Below are 25276 nucleotides of genomic sequence, written 5' to 3' on the forward strand. Positions count from 1 at the left end.
GATTCACCGTGCCTCTTTAATCCGCTGAGGCATTCCACTTTTACCGGCCTATAACCCAAGGGAATACGCCTCATTCCAAATTGTGCGTTTTATATCACGCTGCCCGAAAATTCGTTCTGAGCTGCCATTTTTGGCGCTTTAACGGAATCCACGCTGCCACCGGGCATCTGAGGGGCTTCCTTGGCGGCTCAAATTTTACAATCTCACCAATAAAGCGTTTTGGCTTCATTGCGCTCGGGTGCATTTCGCGATAGCTAGCTCTATGCAAATAGGCTGAATAAGCCATATATTACACTAAAAGTCGCAATTTCAGCCGAAGCACTACCTCACCAATATTTCTTCACGTTTAATACTTTGGTTAGAATATAATTTTCTGAAACTTTTCCAGTTATACAGCATATATTACAACGAATACAGAATAATGTTTATTCCACCAAAGAATATCTTGCCATGCAAAATCGGCGGACTGACGTGCATTTTCAGCCACCTTTGCGACCACAAAAATCAATTAAATATCTGATTATAAATATTTTTTTTCACAAGCAGATGAGCCGATTGCACACTGAAGGCGCCGAATTGGCGCTTACACTCCCTAAACTTGACTACTTTATATACTCAAGGCACATGCAGAAAAAACCAAAGTATTTTGGTGTAAATACAAGTAATATCTTAGGGAGAAGACGTAGATCATGAAAAACCTACACTCGACGTGTGCCCGCTCGGCACTTTGGCTGGCGCTCGGCCTCTCCATGGCTGTCCCAGCTATGGCTCAGAGCGCAGATGCTCCAGAACGTATTCAGGAAACAGCTGAAGAAGACGCAGCGGTTCAACAGCGTGTTGTTGTAACTGGTTCTTTCATCGCTGGTACACCAGAAGACTCTGCTTTGCCGGTTGACGTTTACGGCCGCGCGGAACTCGAAGAAACAGGCATCAGCTCCCCTCTGGAACTGATCAAGTCTCTTCCATCTGTTGGTTCTGTTCTTGGCGACTCCAACCAGTTCGCTCCAGGCGCGCAAGGTTCTCAGGGCTCCGGCTCTATCAACATGCGTAACCTCGGCGCGACACGTAACCTCGTTCTTCTGAACGGCCACCGTACAATCGCTTCCCCAGGTGACGGCTTCGCTGACACCCAGCTCATCCCGATGTTCGCTCTCGAGCGCGTCGAGCTTCTCAAGCAAGGTGCTGCGGCGACTTACGGTTCTGACGCGATTTCAGGCGTTGCGAACTTCATCACGCGCACAAGCTTTGAAGGCCTCGAACTCTCTGGCGACTACACAGCCATTGACGGTTCTGACGGCGATTTCGAAGTATCTGCTCTCTGGGGACACAACTTCGAAAACGGCAACATCATGGTTGGCATCGGCCACCAGGCCCGCTCGGAACTGTCTAACCTCGAGCGTGACTTCGTGTTCCAACCATTCAGCACAAACCCTGCTGGCTGGTCCGTTCTTGGTAACCCGGCAACTTACCTGCCTTACCTCGGCGACATCTCTCAGGGTCAGGGCGGTACCGCGCTCGGCGTTGGTATTGATGGCCTCGGCCCTGCAGGTAACGCATGTGTCGACACTGGCGGTGAAGTCGGTTCTACAAGCGGCGTTCCAATCTGTCGTTTCTCTTACATCCCGTTCGGTAACCTCGTTGAGGATACAGAGCGCACACAGATTTACGCTCAGTTCGACGCTGACCTCTCTCCTGAGTTCCGCATCAACGCGAACGCTCTCTGGGCACAAACGCACCAGAACGCGAACCGTTACTCGCCGACATTCCCGCCGACCCAGGGTCCTAACGGCCCAGGTTCTTCTTTCGCCTTCTTCGTACCGTCTTCCAACCCGGGCTATCAGGGCTTCATCGACCAGTCTCTGAACCTCAGCACAGGCCTTCCTTTCGCAGGTAGCGTTGCTGACCCGACTGGCCCGACAGCTCAGGCGCTTGGCACTTACGCTGCGATCCTTCTCGGCCGTCCAGTTGGCGCTGGCGGTATTGAAGAACTGACAGGCGGTCTTGGCGGCGGCATTGGTAAAGCTGAAAACGACGCGTTCCGCATGTCTGCAGGCTTTGAGTGGGACGTCACAGAAGACTCCACATGGACCAACGACATCACTTTCTACCAGTCCCGTCGTCTCTTCTGGACCCCGGACACTGTCGGCTCCCGCATGCAGTCAGCTCTCGAAGGCTTCGGTGGCCCGGATTGTGACCGCACAACTGGCACAGCTGGTGTTGGCGACTGTCTCTACTTCAACCCGTTCATCAACTCGCAGGCATCTAACCCTGCGCTTGGTCTGAACAATGCGAACTACATTCCAGGTAACGAGAACTCTGCAGCAGTCCTCGGCTGGATGGTTCAGCCAAACGGCACAGAGCAGCAAGAAGACGTTGTCATCATCGACTCTGTCTATGCTGGTGTGACTGACTTCGATCTCGGCGCTGGTAACATCGCATACGCTGTTGGCGGCCAGTACCGTCACTCGAACTTCCGCAGCGACCCGATCAACGATCTGTCTAACGCAGCGATCAACCCTTGCGGTGTTGAAGGCGACAACTCTTGCCTGACTAACGGTGCGGTTCAGACCGGTCCGTTCGTCTTCCTCGGCCAGACAACTGAATCCCGTCTGCAACAAAGCGTCTACGCTGCGTTTGCAGAGGTCCAGATCCCGCTCCTCGACACGCTCGAAGCAACTGTCGCTCTTCGTTACGAAGATTACGGCGGGCAGGTTGGCGCAACGACAGACCCTAAAGTCTCTGTCCGTTGGGAAGCTAACGACTACCTCGTCGTTCGTGGTTCTGCTGGTACGACCTTCCGCGGTCCGCTTCCAAGCAACATCCTCAATGGCAACACAGCGACAACGCTGGCAGGCATTCAGGCTGCAGGTAACAACTTCAAATCAGTTGATATCTACGGCAACCCTGCCCTCGCGCCAGAGTCTGCATTCACCTACAACATCGGTGCTGTCTTCAACTATGAAGGCTTCCAGGCTAGCTTCGACTATTGGAGCTATGACTTCGAAGACGAGATCACAACGACACCTGCTCAAGGTATCGCAAACCTCGTTGCAAACGGCCCGGGTAACGGCACACAGCTCGTCGATTGTACACACCCACTTGCTTACCTCGTCACATTCCAGGGCGGCTGTACGCAGGGCGTAACAATCGGTAGCGACATCTCACGTGTCCGCACTGACATCATCAACGGCCCAGGTATCAAAACATCTGGTATCGACTTCACTGCAAGCTATGGCTGGGATCTTGGCCCGGGCTTCATGGAAGTTGGCGGCTCAAGCACATACACGCTCGAGTATGATGTACGTGACATCGCGATCAACGGTGTTGTTGTAACACCTGGTTATGATGCGGTCGGCTTTGCGAACTTCGCTCGCTCTGCACCTGCTATCTCCGACCTGAAGGGCAACCTCTACGCAAACTACAACATGGATGCGTGGAACTTCCGCTACCAGATGGAGTACATCTCAGGTGTTGAAGACACCCGAGCTGGCATCATCTACGGCGCGGACGGTGAAGACTTCATCCAGCACGATCTGCACGTCTTCTGGGAAGTGCCGGTTGAGTTCGCTGATGTGTCCATCACAGGCTCTATCGAGAACATCACTGATGAAGATCCGGCTGCTGCGCAGCTCGAGCTCTCCTACAACCCGTTCGTAGGTAATGCTCTGGGTCGTACATTCTCTATTGGTGCAACGATCAACTATTAAGCCCTGATCGATCCTCCACGAACTGCACCAAAGCCCGCCGGCGATATACCGGCGGGCTTTTTCTTTACTCGAAAATTCAATGATCTAGCTGAGCCGCGAAAGGAGTACGTTGACGTCATCCAGCCATTGCTGATGATGATCAGTTTCTGCCCAGACCTCGCTAAGCTCGGAACTGTCGCGCACGATGGTGACCGCTGCGTGGGCCTGCGCCTTCAGTCCGGATAGATCACCCAGCGATTTCAAAAATGTGTCAGCGCCCTCAGGCAGCCGGTCCAGCTTGCCAGTCGCGATCGCCGCAACGATCTCCGCTGCGACGAGCACTTCAATAGCGTCATCCATTTCCAGATCGTGCTCAACAAAGGGCTGCCCTAACGAGCCCGCAATCAGAGAAGTACCAAGCTCTTCCACGCTTGCCAGATAATCCAGCGCACCGTCATTCTCGAAACTTCCAACACCCCAGGCACCCATGCGGCTCTCCTATTGGTCCATATCCTCCGGCGTCGAATAGCCGAGCACATGCCCCATGCCGTAAAATGCGATGGCTGCAAACCCGCCTGCCAGCAGACCGGCAAGAAAGATATTCCCGCCCATCAGTTTAATAACGACATAGCTCACCGCGTAGACGACGACGGCAACCGAGACACCGGTGAAGAATTTCCAGAAGTCAGACATTAGTCCTCAAACGCTGGCAGGCCATCAATGCTGCGGGCGTTTCGCTGACGGATAAAGCCCTCAACATCGTCCATCGTTTCATAGCGATGATCCCATGTGCGCTTGAGCTGGTCTCGCTCACCCTTGAAATCCATGAAGGGCACAGACCAGCCGCAGCTATCCTGAATGCGCTCCAGCTTCACCAGAACGATGGAACGCGCTTTTTTGAAATCAGGGAACAACGCCAGAAGTTCAGGGAAACGCGCGTCATCAAACGTGACGGTTTCGCCCTCGCCATAGAGACGCAGAATATTCGGCGCGCCCTCAAACGCGCAGAACATGATGGTGATGCGGCCATTCTCTTTCAGATGCGCCATGGTCTCAATGCCAGACCCGCCAAGGTCCAGCCATGCCACCGTCATGTCATCGATGACGCGAAAGCTGTCATAGCCCTTGGGCGACACATTCACATGGCCATCAGCAGAGAGCGGTGCAGTCGCCACGAAAAACATAGGCTGCTTCTCGATGAAGCTGATCAGCTTTTCATCCAGTCGTTCGAACGTCTTGCCCATGTCTCTCCCTCCAAGATCGGCCGGATGAGACACTCAGAAAAGGCTAGTCGCCCATGCCGCCATCAAAGCCGTCAAAATCGCTGTCACGTTCTGTACGCGACGCGCCATCAGAACTGGCGCCACCTTTGCTGAAAAGCATGATCGCGCCAATCCCCAGCGCGATCACACCTGAGACAACACGCTGGATTGTTTCATCGCCAATGAATCCGCCAAGTGCGAAATTTGCGCCGTAATAGAAAATGCCGGTGAAAATAATCACCCAGACAATTTTTGGTCCGTTAAACATGAGCCCCTCCCAAGACATCTGTTTAAGCGCCTCAATCCATCCGCACGTTTATCATGTCTGACGCATCGGGCCCTGAATGATCTACATCATTCCGCGCATTTCCGAACAGCGCAATCAGAAAAAATCCTAGCGCCCCGCTAACTGCGACGACGAGCGTCAGCAACGGATTATCGAAAATGATCCCGATAACGAGGCTCAGAAGCACGTATGCGAACAGTGCGAACAGCGTCGCGAAAACGCCCCGACGCGCCCATTGAAGCAGTGTGCGTTTGCGCTTTCGATAATGCGGCTCACCATCCTTCAGCCAGTCGCCGCTCTCAATCTTCGGGTCTTCTGCGAGCGGTTTGTTGAAGATATAAACCCAGGCCGTCTGGCCAGTCTGCACGCCATCAGCTTTCAGAACCGAATGTTGTTCCCGCCGGTATAGAGATTCAGCTTCCTCGCCCGGAACGATATCCTCAAAGGCGTCGATTTCAGGAACAATAACAGGGTCGTCGATACGGTAGAGTGTGCCGCATACCAGACCATCTCCCGCGACCATGCCAGGATAACCACCGACATCGTAAAGGTCGCCGCGAATACGCGCCTCCCCCAGAAACGCGCCGCTTCCCGCCAGATCAATCACATGCGGATAGCTTTCAGATACAGGCTGCAAAAGCCCGTAGAAGACGAACAGATCGCCCGTCTTCACGTCACCATTAATTGTCATGCCCCCCCCTTAGCGGATCAGGCGACTTCGAATGGCTCCAGTCCGGACAAACGAAGCGTGTGTTTTGCCTCTGCTGGCTGACGCGGCTTGACGCCCTCAACCGCTTTGGCAATCGCCTCGATATGCGCCGGCGTTGTCCCACAACAGCCGCCAACAATGTTCAGCAGGCCGTCGCGCGCCCAGTTTCCGATATGGGCGGCCGTCTGCTCTGGTGTTTCATCATACGAACCCATCTCATTCGGCAATCCCGCGTTGGGGTGAGCCGACACAAGACAATCTGCCTGACGTGCCAGGTCTGCCACATGCGGACGCATCAGCTCTGCGCCGAGCGCGCAGTTAAAGCCAACAGCAAACGGACGGCCATGGCGGATGGAATTCCAGAACGCAGAAACCGTCTGACCGGACAGCGTACGACCGGACCGGTCTGTGATCGTGCCTGAAATCCAGATTGGCAGCTCTTCCTGACCTTCAGCCTCCAGATCGCGGATCGCCTTTATCGCAGCCTTACAGTTCAGCGTGTCGGTGATGGTTTCGATCACATACATGTCCACGCCGCCCTCATAGAGCGCTTTCACCTGATGACGGTAAGTCTGATAGACCTCATCAAAGGTGACAGCGCGAGCGCCCGGATCGTTTACGTCCGGAGACATGGATAGCATTTTGTTGAGCGGGCCCATCGCACCAGCCAGAAAGCGCGGCTTGTGCGGCTCTTTAGCCGTCCATTCATCCGCAATGCGGCGGCCGATTTTCGCGCCCTCATAATTGAGGTCATAAACGGACTGCGCATCCAGCTCATAGTCATCCTGCGCAATCGTGGTCGAACAGAATGTGTTCGTCTCGGAGATGTCCGCGCCAGCGCCAAAATAGGCGTTGTGAATGTCTTCGATAATATCAGGACGCGTGACGTTCAGAATGTCATTATTGCCCTTCATCTGACCCGCAAAAGCCGTGAAGCGGTCACCGCGATAATCCTCTTCAACGAGGCCCTTATTCTGGATCAACACGCCCCATGAGCCGTCAAACACCAGAATGCGCTCACGAGCGAGTTCTTTCAGCTTAGCTACACGTTCAGTTCTGGTCATCGGTCTCATTCTCTTCTGCGGCCTCCATCTCGGCCTGTAATTCCAATCTACGCTGCTGGAGCTCGCTCCAGCTCATATTCCGTTCTTCAGCCGTCAAACCCTCAAAAGGGTCACGCGCCAGCGACTGACATTCGGCAGATGCCTGCCGCGCTTCAAGCTGTTCGACCAGCAGGTCGGCCATGGTACTGGTCTCCGGCCTGAACCTGACCCATTCCGGCGCCTCGAGCGGGCATGCAACGCCTGTCTCTCCCTCTGGCACATTCGCGCACGCGCGCATGAACACTAACGTGTCTTCTACCCGATAACAGCTCGGCATCATCACCGACATAAGTGCCGAACTATCCACACTCAACTCACGAATGGATGGTGGCCGCGGTGAACTCATGGCCTGAAACATGGCAATCAACCCTGCAACACCAATCAAAAGAATGATGATGCGGTTCAGAAACCTGTCGAGCCATTCAATCATTTGTCAGGTCCGGCACCCTCTCTTTCATCTGCCGCACTACGCGTCCAGACATCATCCAGTGGCGAATAGGCACCATTCCGGCGCGCGTTAATACGCTCTACGGCCTCACGCGCTGAATTCAACTGATGCGCCATCTCATCCGGCGGCGGACAGGCCAACAGCTCCATCTGCGACAGCTGCGTTTCCGCAAATATCTGCGCTGAAGCCAGCGTAGCGGGGACGGTCGTCTCCAGAGGCACATCTTCAGGGCAGTTTACAAGCGCTCCTCCGCTTTCTGAACCGGCCTGTTGGCAGGCATTGAAATACTCATACTGCTCATAGACGCTCAGACATTTCCGCCCATGCTCAATCGCAGCCATAACGGTTCTGACCGACGGGCGCTCCGGGCGAGGTTCAAAACCCAGCTTTTCCGGGTTCTCAATAGCAATGGCGACCGCCGCGATCACCAGCACGGTGAGCGCCGCATTGAGCACGCCATCCAGCCAGTCTGCTGCGACGCTGTTCATTCTGTCGCCTCCCCCGCGCTATTTAAGCCGCCTGTTTCTCCGGTTTGATGCCCAATAGTCTACACGTTGCGAGAGATAATCCAGCTTTATTCAGCGTATAGAAGTGAAAATCCTTCACGCCGCGATCGGCCAGCTTCATCGTCAGGTCCGCTGCAACATTCGCCGTAATCAGCTCACGCTGTTCGGCGTCGCCTTCCAGCCCTTCATAAAGCTCGTGGAGCCATGCAGGCAGGGTCGCACCGCAAAGCGTCGCAATGCGTTTCAGGCCATTAAAGTTCGGCTGCAGCATGATGCCCGGCACAATCGGAATATCGATACCATAGCCGCGCGCAGCATCGAGAAACTCGAAATAGTGGTCCGGCTCGAAAAAGAACTGGGTGATGGCACGGTCTGCGCCTGCATCCTGCTTGGCTTTCAGGATCTCCAGATCTTTTGCCAGACCAAGGCTATCTGGATGGGGCTCGGGATAAGCCGCCACGGAAATCTCGAAACGCTTACCTAGCTCCGGACGGTAGTGACGGATAGCCGAGATCAGATCGACGCTGGACTGAAAGCCCTCCGGATGCGGTGTGAACTTAGCGCCCATGCCCTCAGGCGGATCGCCGCGCAGAGCCACGATGTGGCGGACACCCGCATCAAGATAATCATCGACAACGCCCATGACTTCGTCTTTCGACGCAGACACACAGGTCAGGTGAGCCGCTGGCGTGAGGTTTGTCTCTTCCACCATGCGCTTCACCGTGCGGTGCGTGCGGTCACGTGTTGAGCCACCCGCGCCATAGGTCACTGACACGAATTTCGGGTGGACCGGTTCAAGACGGCGTTGGTGCGTGCTGCAGGCTCATGCTGCCTGTTCCTCGGTTTCAGAGCGCTTGTCAGCGGTCCATATGTTGACTGTCAGGCCGTCTTCCTCAGACGACTGGAAACGGATCGGGTCGAGTGACACAAGGCCAGCCGCGCCGGTCCAGCGTGTGATCTCTTCATCAGACAGGCCAAGCCGTCTGTGTTCGTGTTCGGTGCGTAGGAATTCGTGCTTATGAGGCGCAAAATCCACCACAAGCAGGCGTCCGTCCGGCTTCAGAATGCGCGCGGCTTCAGAAATGACGCGCTCGGGCCGGTCCATATAATGGAGCACCTGATGAATAATCACGAGGTCCGCTACACCATCCTCAAATGGCGGTGCCGTTACGTCACCATGGCGCACGCTGGCATTCTGAGCACCGCTTTCGGCAAGGTTAGATCGAGCGATGGTCAGCATTTTGTGACTGAGGTCGATGCCTTCCGCGCGCTCTGCCATGCCTGAAAAAAGGGTGAGCATACGACCTGTGCCTGTACCAAGATCGACCATGAATTTCGCCGGCGTATCGCCTGCAGCTTTCAGAAGCGCGGCTTCAACAGCTTCGGTTGGATAGTGCTGACCGCGTACATCGTCCCAGCTCTCAGCCTGACGGTTAAAGTAATCCTCAGCCGCCTGCGCACGCGCCTGCTTCACAACCGTGAGACGCTCCAAATCACGAACGTATTCAGGGTGTTCGGCAGGCAGGAATGGCAGAATAGCGTCTACAAGCTCGCGGCCTTTGCCTACGGCTGGCAGACGATAAAACACCCACGCACCTTCCGGCAGACGCTCGACAAGACCCGCGGACGTCAGGAATTTCATATGGCGCGAGAGACGCGGCTGACTCATCGCCAGAATGTCGACGAGCTCCCCGACCGCAAGCTCTCCATGCGCAAGCAAAGCCAGCACGCGCACGCGTGTCGGCTCACCAATACTGCGAAGGGCTTCGATTAAATCCATGACGCTCTCGTTTATTCAGAACATATAAACATATATTTATATGATGTTGTCAAGCGCGTTTATAGGCACCTCTTTTATCGTGTTGCGATAAAAGCACATAAGGCAAGGCGTTTTAGAAACTCACATAGCCGTGACTTGAAACGACAAATTATAAACCAATTTCTCGTTTCAAATACACGGATAGCGCCGCTGACGTTGGCGAAGACAAGAGGGACATCATGAAACCTATTCTGGCACTCGCCTTCGCCTGCAGCCTCGCGGCATGCGCAACAGCACCCGGTGAAACGTCCCGCAGCGATCCGTATGAAGGCTTCAACCGCTCTATGCTGGGCTTTAATCTGGCGCTGGATGAAGCCGTTCTGGAACCGGCTTCAGAGGCCTATACAGCTGTCACACCGCGCTGGGGTCGTGACCGCGTTGGCGACTTCTTCACCAACCTTGGCGAGCCGGTCACTTTCGTGAACGAACTTCTGCAAGGCAATGTCGACGGCGCGACAGAAACCGGCGCCCGCTTTGTTGTGAACTCCACTGTTGGTCTTGGCGGGCTGTTCGATATGGCCCGTTTCCGCGGCGTTGAAGCCCATGATGAAGACTTCGGACAGACGCTTGCCGTCTGGGGTGTAGACAGCGGCCCATATCTGGTGCTGCCACTTCTCGGCTCTACAAATCCGCGTGATCTGCTCGGTTTTGGAGTTGATCGGGCGATAACACCCACCAATTACGTGAACTACACGACCAATGATGATGACGAGCTCGCGGTTCGCAGCGGACTTGCCATTCTCAACGGCCTGAATGCTCGCTCTCGCGCACAGGGACAAATCGAAACTCTGCGCGATCAGCCTGAACCTTATGTGGCACTTCGACGTGCGCATACCTCTCAGAGGGATGCCGCCATTAGAAATGGGCAATCTGACCCAGATGCGTACGAAGAATTGCCCGATTTTGATGATTTCTAGAGTGTCGGAGGGATATTTCTATGACACCGCTGTTTAAATCGCTGACCGTTGCTGCCAGCCTCGCCCTGAGCGTCAGCCTTCCGGCTTTCGCAGACCAGGCATCTGAAGATTATGTGCGTGAGAACGCCAACCACGCGCTCTCTATGCTGAACGATCCTGAGCTCGACTCGCTTGAGCGCCGTGAAGCGTTTCAGGGCCTGATGAACCAGTTCACTGACCTGGAACGCGTGTCCCGCTTCGTGATCGGCCGCTATGCCCGCGTGTTCAGTGATCAGGAATTCGACGCGTATTACGACGCCTATGCCCGTTACGCGCTGGCGACCTATGAAGCCGAGCTGGACAAGTATCGCGGCGAAGAGATTGTCGTGACCGGTTCAACCGACCGTAACGACCGCGACTCTATCGTTGAGACCGTTGTGCGTCGTCCTACAGGTGACCTGCCTGTGCGCTGGCGGGTGCTGAGCACAGACGATGGTGAGTATCAGGTTGTCGACGTTGCGCTCGAGCTTGATGGCAACCTCCTCTGGCTGGCCATCGAACAACGCGCCCAGTTCATGGCGCTGCTTGACCGCTCTAACGGTTCATCTTCCGAACTGATCCGCACGATCAATGAGATGACGGCACGTCTTGAAGCCCGCGCACTGGCGCAGCGTACTGACGCTGGCGAAGTCACCGGCGCTTCTTCGGTTCAGGCTGGCCGATAAGACCGCAGCCTTTCCTCCCGAATAAAAAAAGCCCCGCCAGACTGGCGGGGCTTTTCTTTTAAATTCAGCCACCCGCAGCAGGCAGCTCATAGCCAACCGGAGCGCCCGGCCCGAGGTCAATTCCAAGCGCGACCCAAACGATCATCAGCGCGAGGCCCGAAATCAGGATCCAGATCGAATACGGGATCATAATGGCGGTGAGTGATCCAATACCGAAATCCTTTTTCCAGCGCTGCGCGAAGATCAGGATGAGAGGGAAGTAGACCATCAGAGGCGTGATGATGTTCGTAGCCGAGTCGCCCACACGATAGGCCGCTGTCGAAGCATCAGGAGAGATACCTGCAAGCATGAGCATCGGCACCATCACCGGGGCAAGAAGCGCCCATTTCGCACTGGCCGATCCGACGAACAGATTGATCAAGCCGGTAAACAGAACAATCAGGCCCAGAATGAGCGCCGGATGCAGATTGGCACTTTCAATGGCTGCCGCGCCATGAACCGCAGAGATCAGACCCAGATTAGACCAGCCGAACATTGCCACAAAGTGCGCCGCTGCAAATGCCAGAACGAGATAGTACCCCATGTCTTTCATCGCATCAGCCATCATGCCAACCAGATCATCACCTGATTTGATGGTCTTGGCGCAAACGCCATAAGCCACACCCGCAGCAAGGAACAGCACAAGGAATGCCGCAACCAGCGAGTTGAACAACGGTCCACACCGTTCAAACCATTCTTTCGCCGCGGCCTCATCCGCAGTCAGGCCCTGAGCAATGTATTCTGCATCGGTGATGTAGAGCGGCGTACCCGGCCCGATGACGAAGAACGTCCAGAGCGCAAACACGCCAAGTACGGCAATACCGGCCCACATCAGGCCTTTCTTCTGATCCTCATTGAGCGGCTTGTCGGCATCGTCTTCAGTTGAGCCATCAACGCCCTGCCACGCACCAAGCTTAGGTTCAATGATCTTGTCTGTGACAAACCAGATAACCGGTACAAAAATCACCATCATCGCTGCAATGAAATACCAGTTGCCCGCAATGTTCACCTGATAATCCGGCACCAGAATCTCAGCCGCTTCGAGGGTGATACCGTAGAGCAGCGCATCGAGCTGACCCGGTGCAAAGTTTGCCGAAAAACCGCCGGACACACCCGCAAAGGCAGCCGCGATACCCGCAATAGGATGACGCCCGGCAGAGGCAAAAAGAATGCCTGCGAGCGGAATGAGCACAACATATGCGGCATCGGCGGCGTGATTGCCCGCCATGGCGACGAAGGCCACTACTGGCGTCAGCAGAAATTTCGGCGCGCCGCGAACCGCCGCACGCATTGCGTCACCAAACAAGCCTGTACGTTCTGCCACACCAGCGCCCAACATGACGACGAGCACATAGCCGAGCGGATGGAAGTGAGTGAAGGTTGCTGGCATCTCGGTCCAGAGACGCTGGATATTATCCGGCGACAGCAGGCTGATGGCTGGGATCACGCCATCTGCACCAATGGCAAAGCGCGCCTTGTTTGCATCGGACATGCCGCCCAGAACCTGATCTGACAACGTTGCCGTCAAACCTGTCAGACTCGCAATCACCGAAATGATGACCAGTACGACCAGAAGGAACAAAAATATAAAAACCGGATCGGGCAGTTTGTTGCCCGCTCTCTCGACAAAACCGAGAAATCCTTTCGCGTGATCCTGTGTTTCAGGCACGTCGCTCATGTCTCACTACTCCCCAGACAAATTCCAAACCCGGAATAGAGCGCGTCACACGCCCGGGCGCAATCCTTACACGTGATAAAACCTAGCGCGGTAATCGGATAAATGCCCGCGAAGAATAAACCCCGACTTCAAAAAAATTACTGGCCTTCCCCTTGGTTAAGGGGCGACAGAGAGAAATCTGAAGGCTAAAACTCACGCCATAAATACTCGGATCGAGGGAGATAAACATCATGAAGACACGGATCACCGAACTATTCGGCATCGAACATCCGATCATTCAGGGCGGCATGCACCATGTGGGCCTCGCTGAAATGGCGGCAGCTGTATCTAACGCTGGCGGCCTTGGCATCATCACCGCGCTGACACAGCCATCTCCAGAAGCTCTGGCGAACGAAATCGCACGCTGCAAGGACATGACGGACAAGCCGTTTGGCGTGAACATCACCTTCCTGCCATCCCTCAACGCACCTGATTATCCGGCAATCGTCAAAACGGTTATCGATAGCGGCGTGAAAGCTGTTGAAACAGCTGGCAACAACCCGTCTGCCGTTCTGCCTTACCTGAAAGACGCAGGCGTGAAGGTCATCCACAAATGTACTGCTGTGCGCCACGCGCTGAAAGCTCAGTCCATTGGCTGTGATGCTGTGTCTGTTGACGGCTTTGAGTGCGGCGGTCACCCGGGCGAAGACGACGTTCCGAACTTCATCCTTCTGCCACGCGCAGCAGACGAGCTGGAAATTCCATTCGTATCTTCTGGTGGTCAGGCTGACGGTCGTTCGCTCGTTGCGTCTCTCGCGTTTGGCGCTGAAGGCATGAATATGGGCACACGCTTCATCGCGACGAAAGAAGCGCCGGTCCACGAGAACGTGAAGCAGGCAATCCTCGCAGCCTCAGAGCTCGACACGCGTCTGGTGATGCGTCCGCTTCGCAACACAGAGCGCGTTCTGACGAACGATGCTGTTGAGCGTCTTCTCGTGAAAGAGAAAGAACTCGGTTCTGACCTGAAGTTTGAAGACATCGCAGCTGAAGTTGCCGGCGTTTATCCGCGCATCATGAAAGAAGGCGATATGGATGCAGGTGCATGGTCTTGCGGCATGGTTGCAGGCCTGATCAACGACATCCCGACCTGTCAGGAACTGATCGACCGCATCATGGCGCAGGCTGAAGAGATCATCACCCAGCGCATGGGCGGCATGCTTAAAGGCTAAGCCTTATTCAGGTTTCGGCTGGCGCATATACCCGCCAGCCGAGACTGCTTTCATTTTGTAGCCCACGGGCTACCGGACGCGTTCAGCAGGGTCACGAATAGCTGGTTCATTGGTGTTGGAATGCCATGCTTCGCGCCAAGGCGCACAATTACCCCATTGCGGGCATCAATCTCCATCGGGCGGCCATTGAGCCGGTCTGTATAGAGCGAGTTGCCGACGCCTTCCGCTGAGTTTCGTTCCCGCTCGATCAGGCCTTCAACCAGTTCGTCAGGAATGTCTGCGCCTTCTGCGCGCCCGACCTCAGCGCACTCTGTCACGAGCCCGCGCAGCATGCGTTCGACATCTTCATTCCAGACGGGCCCAGTGGACCGCATGGTCAGGGTAGAGAACGCGCCCACGCAGTTTAGGCATAGCTTCTGCCACGCGCGCGAAGTCCAGTTGGAGACCGCCTGCACATCCATCGGCGCATCGGCAAACAGGTCAACAAAATCTGCACCATGCGGACCATCCGGCACCACAATCCAGCCAATGGCGTTCTGCAAGACATGCCCCGGCGCTTTGCGGCCAGCAGGCAGATCGACGACAACCGGCACAATCTCACGGCCCGGCATCAGCTCATTGAAACGGGCAACATGCTCAACACCGTTCTGGACGACCGCAATGCGTGTCCCTTCGCCTGCCAGCTTTTCAAGCCAGGGCAGAGTAGCCGCAGAATCATAGGTCTTTACCGCCACGAACACCCAGTCGACCGGCGTTGCCTTTACCGGATCAGTCAGAACCGTAAGCGAGACGTTCAGAACCCCTTCGGGCGTTTCAGCGATGAGACGGTCAAAGCCGGTTCGTGCGCACAGCGTAACGTCATGGCGGGCATCATTTGCGAGCCATGCGGCCAGCGTTCCACCAAGCGCGCCCGGCCCGACAACTGCAATCTTCGCCATGATTTTTTCCTCTCAATTCGGTGCCCACAAAAAGACAGCGCCGGGTGTGTTGCAACCCGGCGCTCTTAAAATTCGCAGATGACTGGTCGAATTATTCTTCGCCAGCTTCTTCAGCCTCTTCCTCGCCGCCGCGGTCCGGTGTTGGCGCATCAGAGCTTTCAAGGAATTGAGGGTCAGCGCGCATCATGCTTGCCTGCTCATAGTCATAACCGAAGGACAGGATTTGCGCGTCCTGACCGGCTGTGCCCATGAAGGAGATACCCACCGGCACGTCACCGATTGTGCCCATAGGTACGGTTAGATGCGGATAGCCCGCGACAGCCGCCAGACCGCCTGCACCAGACCATGACGGCCAGACGTCCGGCTCAGTCGGCACGGCAACCGGCATGATCGGACCGCTTGGCGAGACCAGAACATCAACGCCATAATCAGACAACAGAAGATCGAGACCTAGCTCGCGTGTGCCACGCAGAACGTCAGCAGAGGCCGTGACATAGGCTTCATCTTCAATGCCATTCGTTGCGTCCGCAATGGTGAACAGATCCTGCCCGAAGATGGAAAGCTCTGTTTCGGCATTGGCTTCATTGAAGGCGATCAGATCGGTCAGCCTGCGGCTCTCGACCGCTTCAGGCGTGCCTTCCAGATACTCGTTGAGCGTCGTCTTGAATTCATGAACGAGAACGGTGAACGCCTTCTGGCCGAAATTCTCGATCTGGGATTCGAAGGCTTCGATTTCGACAAGCTCAGCGCCCTGAGCTTCCAGAACTTCAAGCGCCGCGTTGAAGGTATCCGCCATGCCCGGCTGGTCTGACACGGAATAGCGCAGAACGCCGATGCGCACGCCTTCAAGTGATGTATCACTGAGCGCAGACACATAGTCTGTTGCGCCCTCGCCTGTCGCCATGGCTGTCAGCATCATGGCTGCGCCTTCGACAGTGCGCGTCATCGGACCGGCTGTATCCTGTGAGGATGAAATCGGCACAATGCCCGCCTGAGAAACGAGGCCAACAGTCGGCTTGAAACCGACCACGCCATTGCCTTGAGATGGGCAGATAATGGAGCCGTTCGTTTCAGTACCAACTGTGCCCGCTGCCAGCATCGCTGCCATGGCCGCGCCTGAACCGGCACTGGAACCACAGGTCTGGCGGTTCAGCACGTGCGGATTGCGCGTATGACCACCAACACCGGACCAACCCGAAAGCGAGCCGTTAGAGCGGAAGTTTGCCCATTCAGAGAGATTGGTTTTGCCAAGAATAATCGCGCCAGCGCCGCGAAGCCCTTCAACCAGTGGCGCATCTACTTCCGCATAGTTTTGCGCCAGCGCGAGTGAGCCTGCTGTCGTTGGGATATTGTCCGCGGTGTCGATATTGTCTTTCAGGAGAACCGGCACACCCGCCAGAATGCCGACCTCTTCGCCAGCCGCACGGCGCGCATCAATCGCGCGGGCCTGCTCGATGGCATCCGGATTGATGGACAGCACAGCATTGATGGCCGGGCCGTTCTCGTCGATCGCTTCAATGCGCTGAAGATAAGCGGTGACCAGCATTTCAGATGTCACATTGCCTGCTTCGAGCACTTCGGCGAGTTCAGGCAGTGTAAGAGCTGTATAGTCGGTCATGACCGGCGGCGTTTCCGGCGTTGTTTCATCTGCCGCAGGCGTCGTGTCCGTGCCACATGCAGCCGCAAGAATTGCCGCTGCACTCAAGGCAGTAAGGTGTTTTCTGATCATCAGTTCCGCTCCCTGAATTTACGGGACGGAGACTGCGCTGCCCCTGAAAAAGAGGCAAGCGCGAAACAGAAGAATTAACCGGTAACGTACGGATTAAAGGCAGAACTGTCTGCAGAAGCAGCAGGCCAGAGGGTAGACCATTCGCCGCCCGAGCAACGCACGACAGAATTGCTCACGCCTTCACCCTGAAGTGCAAATCCGTTGGCAATCGCCAGTAGATTTGAGACACCCAGCGCATCGTCCATTTCGACAGACATCAGACCGTTGCGGTCATAAAGGAAGTAGGCTGCGTCTTCGCTTTGCGCATTGCACATTTCCGGCAGCCAGATCTGACCCGAGATGAGACCGTTGGAAGATGATGTGAAGTGAATGCGGCGATAATCATCAGCGCGTACGTCACCCATGAGGTCGCGCGTGTTACCAATCGCAAGCTCGAAAGCCTGCGCGCGCGTAACACCTTGAGATGCCAGCTGGTCATTAGAAACGGCTGCGAGCGTCTGTGGGCTGTCCAGCATCAGGACAGCAACCAGGTCACCTGTGAACGGCTCTACTACCAGACCTGATTCACTAGTGAGGTTGGCGTTGCGGACATAAGCGCGCGAACGCAGCTGAACGACGAGGCGCTCGGAGAAGTTCTCCATGTCGACGCCAGCCTCAATGAGAGAGACATAACGCTGCGCCTGCTCGTCAACAATCTCGTCCAGTGTTTCAGGCGCAAGCTCATACTGCTCGTAAGCAACGTTGGTATATGCCTGATAATCACAGTTATCAGCAGACGGGCCAGCGCGGAATGCTTCGTCGGAGATACGTACAAAGCACAGCGTGTCCTCGCTTGTTTCCTGCATGGACTGGATGATGGCGTTACGAAAATCACGTGGGGAGACCAGCTCTTCAGACTGAGCCAGTGCCGGAAATGAGAAAAGTCCGGACAGTACCGCACCTGCGGCGAGAATGGATTTAACCAATAATTCCTCCCTTGAACCGCTACTTTGGCGATCCTGTATTCATTCGTTAGCGTGCAGGCTCTGTGGCCCCGTCTGAATTTTCCGGCTCTTTGAACCATGGAAACCGGCTTTCACCGCTGGTCTCACGCTATCCTTAATACTGATTAACCAGAAGATATGTTCCAAGGAAAGACAAAAAACTCAATACATGTGAATTCAAGGCAAGAAATACGCCAATATACCGGACAAGCTCTCAGATTAGGCGCGCAACACTTTCCATCTTTATTGGAATAATACTTGAAGGCCTGTATTCCAAAAAGGAATAATAGATAGAATCAGACGTCATTCTCCAGACTGCATCCGCCCTGTACGCCCCTCGCGAACCGCTGTAAAATTGTGCGGCTCGCGGAATACACACGCGATATCACGAAAAAACCCGCGGAAGTGATCAGACACACGGTTTCTTTAGCGAGCAGAATGAATATGCTGGCGATGACGGAACAGGAGTAACGTATGCCGGGTCAGGCTTGCATGTTTGATGCGATCGATAAGAATTTGAATCTCGGAGCCGATCTGATCGGATTTATCTCCGATGATCAGTTCAACGACAAAACTGTTCCACCATATCACTCCAGCATTGGCTGCCATATGCGCCATATTCTGGATATCTTCGATTGTATTCTTACCGGACTGGATGCAGGCAAGGTCGATTTGACGGCCCGTTCGCGTAACGTGAAGGTCGAAACCCACCGCGATGTCTGCCATGAATATCTGGAGCAGGTTCTGAGCGGCCTCAATGATTTGCGCAGCGCGGATCTGGAACGCCTCATCGATGTGACCGATGATCTCGGCCTTGGTGCTGTCACCTGTAAATATACGCTCGGTGCTCTGCTCGTTCAGGCGCACAGCCACGCCATCCACCATTTTGCCGCACTCGGCTATATAAACTCCTGCCTCGGCATCAATATGCCGGCCGCCGAATTCGGCTATAACCCGACAACCCCGCGCGAGGTTTGTGTCGGGTAATTTTACTGCTCGCGCGTCCGCCGGGTATTCTGTTCAGAAGCAAACTCGATCACCTCTGCCAGAGGTGCGCTACGCAATTTTCGATGCTGGAGCATCAGGCGTGATAAAGCGCTGTCGCGGCCTTCACTACCACGAGGCGAGATCGACCGCGCGAGGCTGGTCGCGAACATTGCAGATGCGGGTGTTGTATCTGGCATAACGGATCTCCTTTCGTCTGAACTAGTACATTACAGACGCCCCGCCAGCCCTTTAGTTTCAAATACTTATTTAGTTAACAGTGTGTTAACCCTCTCGGGCGGCAAAAAGGTGATTTCTGGCTCGCCTCGTTTCAGCGTCAATATTGCGCAGGCGAAACTGATGGCCAGAACAGCGTAGACGCCTTAATATAAGAATATCATAATAAAATGAGGAACGTTCTCCATGCGCCTAAAATCTGTCCTGCCCGCCAGCCTTGCCGCATTGTCTGCCTGCGCGATCGCCTTGGCATCCATGCCCGCAGCCGGACAGGCTGACACGGCGCAGGAACAGCCAGCCATCGCAGATGATGGTCGCGAGATCCTCTATCTGACACCTGCGCAGCGCACCCATGTGCGCGAAGAAATGCGGATGTTCATCACTGGCGTTCAGGCGCTCACCTCTGCGCTCGCCGAAGAAGACCGCGCCGCCATCGCGCAGGCTGCGTCATCCATGGGGCGTCCTGGTCGCATGAATGGCCAGATGGGTCAGGGACGCGGCCATGGCCAAGGCAATGGCATGGGACGCGGCATGGGCCATGGCGGCGGACAGGGTATGCATCAGGGACAAGGCATGGGTGGCATGATGGCGAGCATGCCGGCACCTTTCCACACACTTGGCCGCGGCACACGCATCAGCTTTGAAGAGATAGCGGCCATGTCAGACACCGCTGAGATGCAGGATATTCAACGCGCCTTTGCCGACACGCTGCAGAACTGCGTCACCTGTCATAGCAGCTACACCGCACGAGACGCTCAATAGGCGAGTTCGCTACGCTCAAAACCCCAATCCAGCCAAACAGATGGACCGGACCCCATTCCTCGTGTTCAATACCGTTAATTGTTTCAGGAGGGGTCTGAGAACATGTTTTCACTTCTGGGGTCCATGACCCGTGCATCGGCAAAGCTTGTTGCAAGTTTCGCCCTCGTCATCGTTATCCTCGTACTCGCATTTGCTTTTGAACCGGGCTGGGTTCGCGGCTTTCAGGACTGGATCGAGCTTTTGAACGACCAGCTGCGGACGCCGCCAATGCTGGATGATCAGGCGCTTATCCTCTACCGGACACTGGTCAACGAGAACACGATTTTCGGTATTCTGATGACGCTGATCTCACGCGCCATCATTGAAATTATCGCCTGGTGCTTCGGCCAGCTGTTCAAATCGGAAGCTAAAGCCGGCTAATCCAGCATGCGCATGATGTTCGTGTCTTACCCTCCCGAAGCGAGGGAATCGGTCGCCAGTATTCTCGAAGAGTGGGAACAGCTGGACTGGTCGGTGATTGACGCAAACGATCAGCAAATCGACGCACGCGTCGTCCTGCCCGACAGCGATGGCCAGAAACTGGTCGACGCCCTTCAGGGCAGGCTTTCACCGTTCAAGAAATGGCGGCTTGTTATTGTGCCGGTCGAGGCCTGCATCACGCCGAAATCCGACACGACGGAAATTTCGCCCGAGCCGGACACGGAAACCAAAGAAAAGTCGCGCGAAGTCGCCCTGCGCGAAGAGATTTATCAGGACGTCGCAGAAGGCGCGAAGATCGACTCCAGCTTTCTGGTTCTGACATTCCTCTCTGCGATTGTTGCCGCCATCGGCATGAATGCCAGCAATATCGCTGTTGTGATCGGCGCCATGGTCATCGCGCCCCTCCTCGGCCCGCTGCTGGCGTTCTCTTTTGGCTCGGCCATTGGCGATGCAGAGCTGATGCTCAAATCATCCAAGACGGCTCTGGCAGGTCTCGCTCTTGGCTTTGCCACCGCCTTTCTGATCGGCTTTCTGATCGAAGTGGACTTCGATAGCACCGAGCTGATTGAGCGGACGAATATAGGGCTGGATAGCGTTGCGCTGGCGCTCGCTTCAGGCGGAGCGGCGGCGCTTTCTGTCACACGGGGCCTCTCATCAACGCTTGTCGGCGTGATGGTCGCTGTCGCCCTTCTGCCGCCATCTGTCGCTATGGCCGTTTATCTGGGCGCTGGCGAGTTCACGCTGTCGGCGCGCGCTGGCATTCTGCTCGCGACCAATATTATCTGCGTGAATATTGCGAGCCTTCTGGTTTTTGCGCTGCGGGGCATTCGCCCGCGTACCTGGCTGGAGCGACGCTCGGCAACGCGGTCACGGCAGATCAATCTCGCCGTCTGGGGCACGCTGCTTGCTGGCCTGATTGTGCTGATTGTTATGGTTCTAACCTGAGCGTCAGCGGAACAGGCGTTGAATGCCGGGCCTGATGAATAAGAACACATCGTAGAGCCGGTTCAGCAGCCACCGACTTGGTCCAAACCGGCCGATCGGGCGCACCCATCCAAAGCCCGGAAATTCAGAATAGAGCCGCGTGAAGGCCTCTGCGCCATCAATCATACGCCCGTCTGTGTCGCGCACATGAAACCGCGCGAGCAGTTTCTTCTGAGGTATCGGGCAATAGTCAGCAGCATCGGGCGGCGAGACATCTTCGAACGCCACACGCTCATGCTTGTCCATACGGCGCAGGAATGAAATCTCGCGCCGGCAGAGCGGACATGCGCCATCATAGAAGACCGTCAGCTGGTTCATACCTCTATATCTGGGGCATTCATCCTCAAAAACCATTGGACATGTTTACGCAGAGCTTAGAACGGGTTCAGCGTGTAGCCCTGCTGCTGCAGGAGCGCATGGGACGTCATCGCGGAGAGCGAAATGGTGATGCCCGGCAGAAGGTCGTCTTCGTTCACATCGCGGTAGGCGGCGGTCTGCCCACACAGCTCGATGGTTACCCCATGCGCGATGAGCTGCCCGATCAGAGGCGCGTTCGGGTTGTCTGCCCCATAGCTTTCTGCGTTCAGAAGATCGCGATACGCCCCGCCATGCACAACGACGGCCAGATGGATATTCTCTTCCGGCACACCTGCGGCGACATGCATGTTGAGGAAACGCGCTGGCGTAACGAGCGCACGGCTCACTTCGCCCTCGCCTGCGGCCTGCGCGATATCGTAAGCAATGTGAAATTCGGTCTCAGCGCCAAGGCGCGCATCTTCTACCGCGGCGACATCACCAAAGCCGGTAATAACCGTGCCCGGCACGAAGTCCTCAGGCCCAGCGTGAGCCGTCAGCGCGAAGCTCGCACCCATAAGACATGGAACCAGAACTGCGCGCATGGGAGACCTCCACAATATCAAGATACGGGAAGGTTAGGCCTGTTTTGAAAGAGCGTCGAGACATGTCGGCAGATGCCCGTCTGCACGGGCATTTTCGGACCTGGAGCATCACCCCCAATACTCGCGCCCCATCATGGATTCACCTTTAACGATGGCGCTGTGGCGGTGCGTCTCGACGAACTCATCCCACTCAGCTGAGGGAACTTTGATGTTTTCTCCAGACATGACCGTAACAATACGCGTCGCGGTCTTGCCCATAAAATCAATATCCAACCAGAAGTCTGCTCCGACCGCGACGCCTTCGCCGTCTTCAGGCGGCAGCACGTAGACCGGAACGACTTTCTGAATGCGTTGCTCTAACAAGATTAATCCCGGGAGAACTTCTTGAACTTCGGACGCTTCGGCTCAACAGCCTCGGCACCAAGACGGCGTTTCTTGTCTTCAATGTAAGACGAGAAGTCACCTTCGAACCATTCAACATGGCTGTCGCCCTCAAAGGCCAGAATGTGCGTACACATGCGGTCAAGGAACCAACGGTCGTGCGAGATGACCACAGCGCAGCCCGGGAAGTTCTCAAGACCTTCCTCAAGCGCCTGCAGGGTTTCCACGTCGAGGTCGTTGGTCGGTTCGTCGAGGAGGAGCAGGTTGGCGCCGGATTTCAGCATTTTCGCGAGGTGGACGCGGTTACGCTCACCACCGGAAAGAATACCGACCGGTTTTTGCTGGTCAGAGCCTTTGAAGTTAAACGCGCCAACATAGGCGCGTGAGTTCACTTCAACGCCGCCAAGGTCGATCACATCCGTGCCGCCGGATATTTCCTGCCAGACAGTTGCTTTCGGGTCGAGCGCGTCACGGGACTGGTCAACATAGCCGAGCTTCACCGTGTCACCCACACGCAGCGAACCGTCATCAGGTGTTTCCTGACCGATAATCATGCGGAACAGCGTAGACTTACCCGCGCCGTTCGGGCCGATGACGCCGACAATACCGCCCGGAGGCAGTTTGAAGGAGAGATCGTCAATCAAGAGGCGCTCGCCAAACCCTTTGGTGAGGTGATCCACTTCCAGAACCACGCCGCCAAGACGCGGACCAGGCGGGATGCGGATCTGAGCTGTAGAGACCTTCTCCTGCTCCGCTTTGGATGCCATTTCCTCATAGCGGGAAATACGGGCTTTGGATTTTGCCTGACGGGCTTTCGCGCCGGAACGGACCCATTCGAGTTCTTTAGAGAGCGTACGCTTCTTGGAGGCTTCTTCGCGCGCTTCCTGCTCCATACGCTTGGCTTTCTTCTCAACCCAAGCTGAGTAGTTACCTTCATATGGAATGCCGCGACCACGGTCGAGCTCGAGAATCCAGCCTGTCACCTGATCGAGGAAGTAACGGTCGTGGGTTACAAGGATCACACAGCCTGTGAAGTTGACCAGATAGTTCTGGAGCCACGCAACCGTTTCAGCATCAAGGTGGTTGGTCGGTTCGTCCATGATGATCATGTCAGGCTTGGAGAGCAGCAGACGAACAATCGCCACACGGCGGATCTCACCACCCGAAAGCTTTGTTACGTCAGCATCTTCATCCGGGCAGCGCAGCGCGTCCATGGACATGCGGATTTTGGAATCGATATCCCATGCGTCAGCGGCGTCGATCTGCTCCTGCAAGGCAGTCATCTCTTCCATGAGCTCGTCGGAATAGTCTTCCGCCATTTTCATGGAGACTTCGTTGTATTTGTCGAAGAGCTGCTTCTCAGGGCATTCGGCAGCAATGTTCTCGAACACGGATTTGTTCGGGTCGAGCTGCGGCTCCTGCGGCAGATAGCCGATTTTGATGCCATCTGCAGCGCGCGCTTCGCCGTTAAATTCTGTATCCTGCTGCGCCATGATGCGCAGGAGCGAAGACTTACCAGAACCGTTCACACCGACGACGCCGATTTTGGCGTCCGGAAGGAATGACAGGTGGATATTCTCGAACACCTTCTTGCCGCCCGGATAAGTTTTGGACAAGCCCTGAAGCTGGTAGATATACTGGTAAGATGCCATTGACTGCGTGCTCTCTGAATTCCAAGAATTTCAAAGGCTGCGTTTTGCCTGAGTTAATCGATGAATTCAATACGCGACTGCGATTGAGGAGAAACAATGCCCAGCACGCAAGGAAACACACCTCTTGGTGTTCACGACCTCTCTGAGGATATGTTTGGTCTGAGCGTGAGGGGGATCAAAACAGTCAGTCACCTTTTCACACAACCAAAAACTGTTTTCGAAGCATCGCGAAGCGCCGATTGGTCAGGTGGAAGCTACACGCCCTCAATTCGTCTCGTATTCTCTATCCTGGCTGTAATTGCAGCTATCCGTTTTCTCTGGGCCGGTCCTGACAGCTATATGAGCCAGTCGACGTTTGACCAGTTGATGGCGTCGCCTGCAATCAACGACCCGGCCATAGCAGATCTGATCCGAAACGAGATCATGAGCGCTTTCCTACTCATGTTCCCGTTCACCTTCATGCTCGCTCAGATACTCGCTGCACTCAGCCTTCATATCTGGGGAACCGGAACAAAGACGACCTTACGCATCCGGTTTTACTTTCTGGCAATCACGCCCAGCACACTCGTCACGCTGATCATGTTGCCGCTTTTGTCGATGATCCCACTGACATTTTATTGGCATTACACGGTGCTGATGTTCGTCGTGACCTACCTTCTGGATGTGCTGACCAGCTATCGCGGCGCAGTCGCAGGAAGCGGCCGTTTAACCCGCTTGTTTAAATCGTGCCTTCTGGGCCTGACGGCATTGGTGGCATCACTTGTTGCAAACACAGGTGGATTTGCCATTGCGAGTTTGTTTGTATCTCTCAAATTCGCCACGCTTACAGGCTGATCATTTCACACGGTGTGACGCGATGACGGCTGGTAATATGAGTTGAAG

At 55.4% G+C, this 25276-nt stretch carries 28 protein-coding genes; 9 read left to right on the plus strand and 19 right to left on the minus strand.

Features of this window, described 5'->3' with window-relative positions; all coding sequences use genetic code 11:
* Positions 1–689: 689 nt before the first annotated feature.
* On the plus strand, positions 690–3707 hold the full coding sequence (locus G523_RS0100445; protein WP_022693039.1) for a TonB-dependent receptor domain-containing protein: 3018 nt from the start codon (positions 690–692) through the stop codon (positions 3705–3707).
* A gap of 84 nt (positions 3708–3791) precedes the next feature.
* On the opposite strand, the gene G523_RS0100450 is transcribed toward G523_RS0100445, so the two are convergent.
* The 10 genes from G523_RS0100450 to G523_RS20770 are packed head-to-tail and all read right to left on the minus strand — an operon-like array spanning position 3792 to position 9780.
* The gene (locus G523_RS0100450; RefSeq protein WP_022693040.1) at positions 3792–4175 is read right to left on the minus strand and encodes a DUF4259 domain-containing protein; all 384 of its coding nucleotides are present in this window, start codon (positions 4173–4175) and stop codon (positions 3792–3794) included.
* A 9-nt stretch (positions 4176–4184) separates the two neighbouring features.
* Entirely contained in the window at positions 4185–4379 is a 195-nt protein-coding gene (locus G523_RS0100455; protein ID WP_022693041.1) for a hypothetical protein, read from the minus strand.
* Positions 4379–4930, minus strand: coding sequence for a pyridoxamine 5'-phosphate oxidase family protein (locus tag G523_RS0100460; RefSeq protein WP_022693042.1), 552 nt, complete (start codon positions 4928–4930; stop codon positions 4379–4381). Before G523_RS0100460 ends, G523_RS0100455 begins: the two co-directional genes overlap by 1 nt.
* Before the next feature lie 43 nt (positions 4931–4973).
* A complete protein-coding gene (locus G523_RS0100465; RefSeq protein ID WP_022693043.1) occupies positions 4974–5216 on the minus strand; it encodes a hypothetical protein in 243 nt (80 codons plus the stop codon).
* Between the two features lie 31 nt (positions 5217–5247).
* Complete coding sequence (locus G523_RS19940; protein ID WP_022693044.1) at positions 5248–5925, minus strand: gamma-glutamylcyclotransferase family protein; 678 nt, start codon at positions 5923–5925, stop codon at positions 5248–5250.
* A 17-nt stretch (positions 5926–5942) separates the two neighbouring features.
* A complete protein-coding gene (locus G523_RS0100475; RefSeq protein ID WP_022693045.1) occupies positions 5943–7007 on the minus strand; it encodes a homocysteine S-methyltransferase family protein in 1065 nt (354 codons plus the stop codon).
* Positions 6994–7476, minus strand: coding sequence for a hypothetical protein (locus G523_RS0100480; RefSeq protein WP_022693046.1), 483 nt, complete (start codon positions 7474–7476; stop codon positions 6994–6996). Before G523_RS0100480 ends, G523_RS0100475 begins: the two co-directional genes overlap by 14 nt.
* A complete protein-coding gene (locus G523_RS0100485) occupies positions 7473–7982 on the minus strand; it encodes a hypothetical protein (protein ID WP_022693047.1) in 510 nt (169 codons plus the stop codon). The genes G523_RS0100480 and G523_RS0100485 overlap by 4 nt, the downstream gene beginning before the upstream one ends.
* A gap of 22 nt (positions 7983–8004) precedes the next feature.
* On the minus strand, positions 8005–8775 hold the full coding sequence (locus tag G523_RS20765; protein ID WP_022693048.1) for a methylenetetrahydrofolate reductase: 771 nt from the start codon (positions 8773–8775) through the stop codon (positions 8005–8007).
* Positions 8776–8823: 48 nt separating this feature from the next.
* Positions 8824–9780, minus strand: coding sequence for an ArsR/SmtB family transcription factor (locus G523_RS20770; protein ID WP_022693049.1), 957 nt, complete (start codon positions 9778–9780; stop codon positions 8824–8826).
* A 218-nt stretch (positions 9781–9998) separates the two neighbouring features.
* Between G523_RS20770 and G523_RS0100500 the strand changes: the two genes are divergently transcribed.
* Together G523_RS0100500 and G523_RS0100505 are read left to right on the plus strand one after the other, a co-directional pair.
* On the plus strand, positions 9999–10736 hold the full coding sequence (locus tag G523_RS0100500; protein ID WP_022693050.1) for an MlaA family lipoprotein: 738 nt from the start codon (positions 9999–10001) through the stop codon (positions 10734–10736).
* 20 nt (positions 10737–10756) lie between these two features.
* The gene (locus tag G523_RS0100505; RefSeq protein WP_022693051.1) at positions 10757–11440 is read left to right on the plus strand and encodes an MlaC/ttg2D family ABC transporter substrate-binding protein; all 684 of its coding nucleotides are present in this window, start codon (positions 10757–10759) and stop codon (positions 11438–11440) included.
* Between the two features lie 64 nt (positions 11441–11504).
* Here the strand turns inward: G523_RS0100505 and G523_RS0100510 are convergent, their stop codons facing one another.
* Positions 11505–13157: an AbgT family transporter gene (locus tag G523_RS0100510; RefSeq protein ID WP_022693052.1), complete on the minus strand. Its 1653-nt coding sequence runs from the start codon at positions 13155–13157 to the stop codon at positions 11505–11507.
* Positions 13158–13387: 230 nt separating this feature from the next.
* On the opposite strand from G523_RS0100510, the gene G523_RS0100515 reads away from it, so the two are divergent.
* On the plus strand, positions 13388–14365 hold the full coding sequence (locus G523_RS0100515; protein WP_022693053.1) for an NAD(P)H-dependent flavin oxidoreductase: 978 nt from the start codon (positions 13388–13390) through the stop codon (positions 14363–14365).
* A gap of 50 nt (positions 14366–14415) precedes the next feature.
* Here G523_RS0100515 and G523_RS0100520 read toward each other — a convergent pair whose 3' ends face one another.
* The 3 genes from G523_RS0100520 to G523_RS0100530 all read right to left on the minus strand — a co-directional run bounded on the left by G523_RS0100520 (position 14416) and on the right by G523_RS0100530 (position 17997).
* Positions 14416–15303 (minus strand): 2-dehydropantoate 2-reductase, encoded by an 888-nt coding sequence (locus tag G523_RS0100520; protein WP_022693054.1) that lies wholly within the window; start codon positions 15301–15303, stop codon positions 14416–14418.
* 91 nt (positions 15304–15394) lie between these two features.
* Entirely contained in the window at positions 15395–17032 is a 1638-nt protein-coding gene (locus G523_RS17275; protein ID WP_022693055.1) for an amidase, read from the minus strand.
* Between the two features lie 74 nt (positions 17033–17106).
* Positions 17107–17997: a hypothetical protein gene (locus G523_RS0100530; RefSeq protein WP_022693056.1), complete on the minus strand. Its 891-nt coding sequence runs from the start codon at positions 17995–17997 to the stop codon at positions 17107–17109.
* A 492-nt stretch (positions 17998–18489) separates the two neighbouring features.
* Between G523_RS0100530 and G523_RS0100535 the strand changes: the two genes are divergently transcribed.
* Positions 18490–19002 (plus strand): DinB family protein, encoded by a 513-nt coding sequence (locus G523_RS0100535; protein WP_022693057.1) that lies wholly within the window; start codon positions 18490–18492, stop codon positions 19000–19002.
* Between the two features lie 2 nt (positions 19003–19004).
* Here G523_RS0100535 and G523_RS0100540 read toward each other — a convergent pair whose 3' ends face one another.
* Positions 19005–19199 carry a hypothetical protein gene (locus G523_RS0100540; RefSeq protein WP_022693058.1) on the minus strand — a complete coding sequence of 65 codons (195 nt, stop codon included), beginning with the start codon at positions 19197–19199 and terminating at the stop codon, positions 19005–19007.
* 223 nt (positions 19200–19422) lie between these two features.
* Here G523_RS0100540 and G523_RS19945 point away from each other — a divergent pair, with 223 nt between their 5' ends.
* The 3 genes from G523_RS19945 to G523_RS0100555 all read left to right on the plus strand — a co-directional run bounded on the left by G523_RS19945 (position 19423) and on the right by G523_RS0100555 (position 21423).
* Complete coding sequence (locus G523_RS19945; protein WP_022693059.1) at positions 19423–19998, plus strand: hypothetical protein; 576 nt, start codon at positions 19423–19425, stop codon at positions 19996–19998.
* A gap of 102 nt (positions 19999–20100) precedes the next feature.
* A complete protein-coding gene (locus tag G523_RS0100550) occupies positions 20101–20418 on the plus strand; it encodes a hypothetical protein (RefSeq protein WP_022693060.1) in 318 nt (105 codons plus the stop codon).
* A 6-nt stretch (positions 20419–20424) separates the two neighbouring features.
* A complete protein-coding gene (locus G523_RS0100555) occupies positions 20425–21423 on the plus strand; it encodes a TIGR00341 family protein (RefSeq protein ID WP_022693061.1) in 999 nt (332 codons plus the stop codon).
* Between the two features lie 3 nt (positions 21424–21426).
* Here G523_RS0100555 and G523_RS0100560 read toward each other — a convergent pair whose 3' ends face one another.
* The 4 genes from G523_RS0100560 to ettA all read right to left on the minus strand — a co-directional run bounded on the left by G523_RS0100560 (position 21427) and on the right by ettA (position 24394).
* Positions 21427–21780, minus strand: coding sequence for a thiol-disulfide oxidoreductase DCC family protein (locus G523_RS0100560; protein ID WP_027441327.1), 354 nt, complete (start codon positions 21778–21780; stop codon positions 21427–21429).
* 56 nt (positions 21781–21836) lie between these two features.
* The gene (locus G523_RS0100565; RefSeq protein ID WP_022693063.1) at positions 21837–22361 is read right to left on the minus strand and encodes a DsrE family protein; all 525 of its coding nucleotides are present in this window, start codon (positions 22359–22361) and stop codon (positions 21837–21839) included.
* A 108-nt stretch (positions 22362–22469) separates the two neighbouring features.
* Entirely contained in the window at positions 22470–22724 is a 255-nt protein-coding gene (locus G523_RS0100570) for a hypothetical protein (RefSeq protein WP_022693064.1), read from the minus strand.
* Between the two features lie 2 nt (positions 22725–22726).
* On the minus strand, positions 22727–24394 hold the full coding sequence (ettA, locus tag G523_RS0100575) for an energy-dependent translational throttle protein EttA (RefSeq protein ID WP_022693065.1): 1668 nt from the start codon (positions 24392–24394) through the stop codon (positions 22727–22729).
* Positions 24395–24490: 96 nt separating this feature from the next.
* Between ettA and G523_RS0100580 the strand changes: the two genes are divergently transcribed.
* Positions 24491–25228 (plus strand): hypothetical protein, encoded by a 738-nt coding sequence (locus G523_RS0100580; RefSeq protein ID WP_022693066.1) that lies wholly within the window; start codon positions 24491–24493, stop codon positions 25226–25228.
* Positions 25229–25276: the final 48 nt, after the last annotated feature.

It is taken from the genome of Ponticaulis koreensis DSM 19734 (genome assembly GCF_000420665.1).
Classification (GTDB): domain Bacteria; phylum Pseudomonadota; class Alphaproteobacteria; order Caulobacterales; family Hyphomonadaceae; genus Ponticaulis; species Ponticaulis koreensis.

What these genes read in the sequence shown, in the direction of transcription:
- G523_RS0100565 (WP_022693063.1), bottom strand. Translation starts at nt 22,361, where the DNA reads ATGCGCGCAGTTCTGGTTCCATGTCTTATGGGTGCGAGCTTCGCGCTG.
- G523_RS0100555 (WP_022693061.1), top strand. Translation starts at nt 20,425, where the DNA reads ATGCGCATGATGTTCGTGTCTTACCCTCCCGAAGCGAGGGAATCGGTC.
- G523_RS0100475 (WP_022693045.1), bottom strand. Translation starts at nt 7,007, where the DNA reads ATGACCAGAACTGAACGTGTAGCTAAGCTGAAAGAACTCGCTCGTGAG.
- G523_RS0100445 (WP_022693039.1), top strand. Translation starts at nt 690, where the DNA reads ATGAAAAACCTACACTCGACGTGTGCCCGCTCGGCACTTTGGCTGGCG.
- G523_RS0100515 (WP_022693053.1), top strand. Translation starts at nt 13,388, where the DNA reads ATGAAGACACGGATCACCGAACTATTCGGCATCGAACATCCGATCATT.
- G523_RS0100520 (WP_022693054.1), bottom strand. Translation starts at nt 15,303, where the DNA reads ATGGCGAAGATTGCAGTTGTCGGGCCGGGCGCGCTTGGTGGAACGCTG.
- G523_RS17275 (WP_022693055.1), bottom strand. Translation starts at nt 17,032, where the DNA reads ATGATCAGAAAACACCTTACTGCCTTGAGTGCAGCGGCAATTCTTGCG.
- G523_RS0100560 (WP_027441327.1), bottom strand. Translation starts at nt 21,780, where the DNA reads ATGAACCAGCTGACGGTCTTCTATGATGGCGCATGTCCGCTCTGCCGG.
- G523_RS0100540 (WP_022693058.1), bottom strand. Translation starts at nt 19,199, where the DNA reads ATGCCAGATACAACACCCGCATCTGCAATGTTCGCGACCAGCCTCGCG.
- G523_RS20770 (WP_022693049.1), bottom strand. Translation starts at nt 9,780, where the DNA reads ATGGATTTAATCGAAGCCCTTCGCAGTATTGGTGAGCCGACACGCGTG.
- G523_RS0100480 (WP_022693046.1), bottom strand. Translation starts at nt 7,476, where the DNA reads ATGATTGAATGGCTCGACAGGTTTCTGAACCGCATCATCATTCTTTTG.
- G523_RS0100455 (WP_022693041.1), bottom strand. Translation starts at nt 4,379, where the DNA reads ATGTCTGACTTCTGGAAATTCTTCACCGGTGTCTCGGTTGCCGTCGTC.
- G523_RS0100510 (WP_022693052.1), bottom strand. Translation starts at nt 13,157, where the DNA reads ATGAGCGACGTGCCTGAAACACAGGATCACGCGAAAGGATTTCTCGGT.
- G523_RS0100535 (WP_022693057.1), top strand. Translation starts at nt 18,490, where the DNA reads ATGCCGGGTCAGGCTTGCATGTTTGATGCGATCGATAAGAATTTGAAT.
- G523_RS0100465 (WP_022693043.1), bottom strand. Translation starts at nt 5,216, where the DNA reads ATGTTTAACGGACCAAAAATTGTCTGGGTGATTATTTTCACCGGCATT.
- G523_RS0100500 (WP_022693050.1), top strand. Translation starts at nt 9,999, where the DNA reads ATGAAACCTATTCTGGCACTCGCCTTCGCCTGCAGCCTCGCGGCATGC.
- G523_RS0100450 (WP_022693040.1), bottom strand. Translation starts at nt 4,175, where the DNA reads ATGGGTGCCTGGGGTGTTGGAAGTTTCGAGAATGACGGTGCGCTGGAT.
- G523_RS0100550 (WP_022693060.1), top strand. Translation starts at nt 20,101, where the DNA reads ATGTTTTCACTTCTGGGGTCCATGACCCGTGCATCGGCAAAGCTTGTT.
- G523_RS0100580 (WP_022693066.1), top strand. Translation starts at nt 24,491, where the DNA reads ATGCCCAGCACGCAAGGAAACACACCTCTTGGTGTTCACGACCTCTCT.
- ettA (WP_022693065.1), bottom strand. Translation starts at nt 24,394, where the DNA reads ATGGCATCTTACCAGTATATCTACCAGCTTCAGGGCTTGTCCAAAACT.
- G523_RS0100505 (WP_022693051.1), top strand. Translation starts at nt 10,757, where the DNA reads ATGACACCGCTGTTTAAATCGCTGACCGTTGCTGCCAGCCTCGCCCTG.
- G523_RS19945 (WP_022693059.1), top strand. Translation starts at nt 19,423, where the DNA reads ATGCGCCTAAAATCTGTCCTGCCCGCCAGCCTTGCCGCATTGTCTGCC.
- G523_RS0100485 (WP_022693047.1), bottom strand. Translation starts at nt 7,982, where the DNA reads ATGAACAGCGTCGCAGCAGACTGGCTGGATGGCGTGCTCAATGCGGCG.
- G523_RS19940 (WP_022693044.1), bottom strand. Translation starts at nt 5,925, where the DNA reads ATGACAATTAATGGTGACGTGAAGACGGGCGATCTGTTCGTCTTCTAC.
- G523_RS0100460 (WP_022693042.1), bottom strand. Translation starts at nt 4,930, where the DNA reads ATGGGCAAGACGTTCGAACGACTGGATGAAAAGCTGATCAGCTTCATC.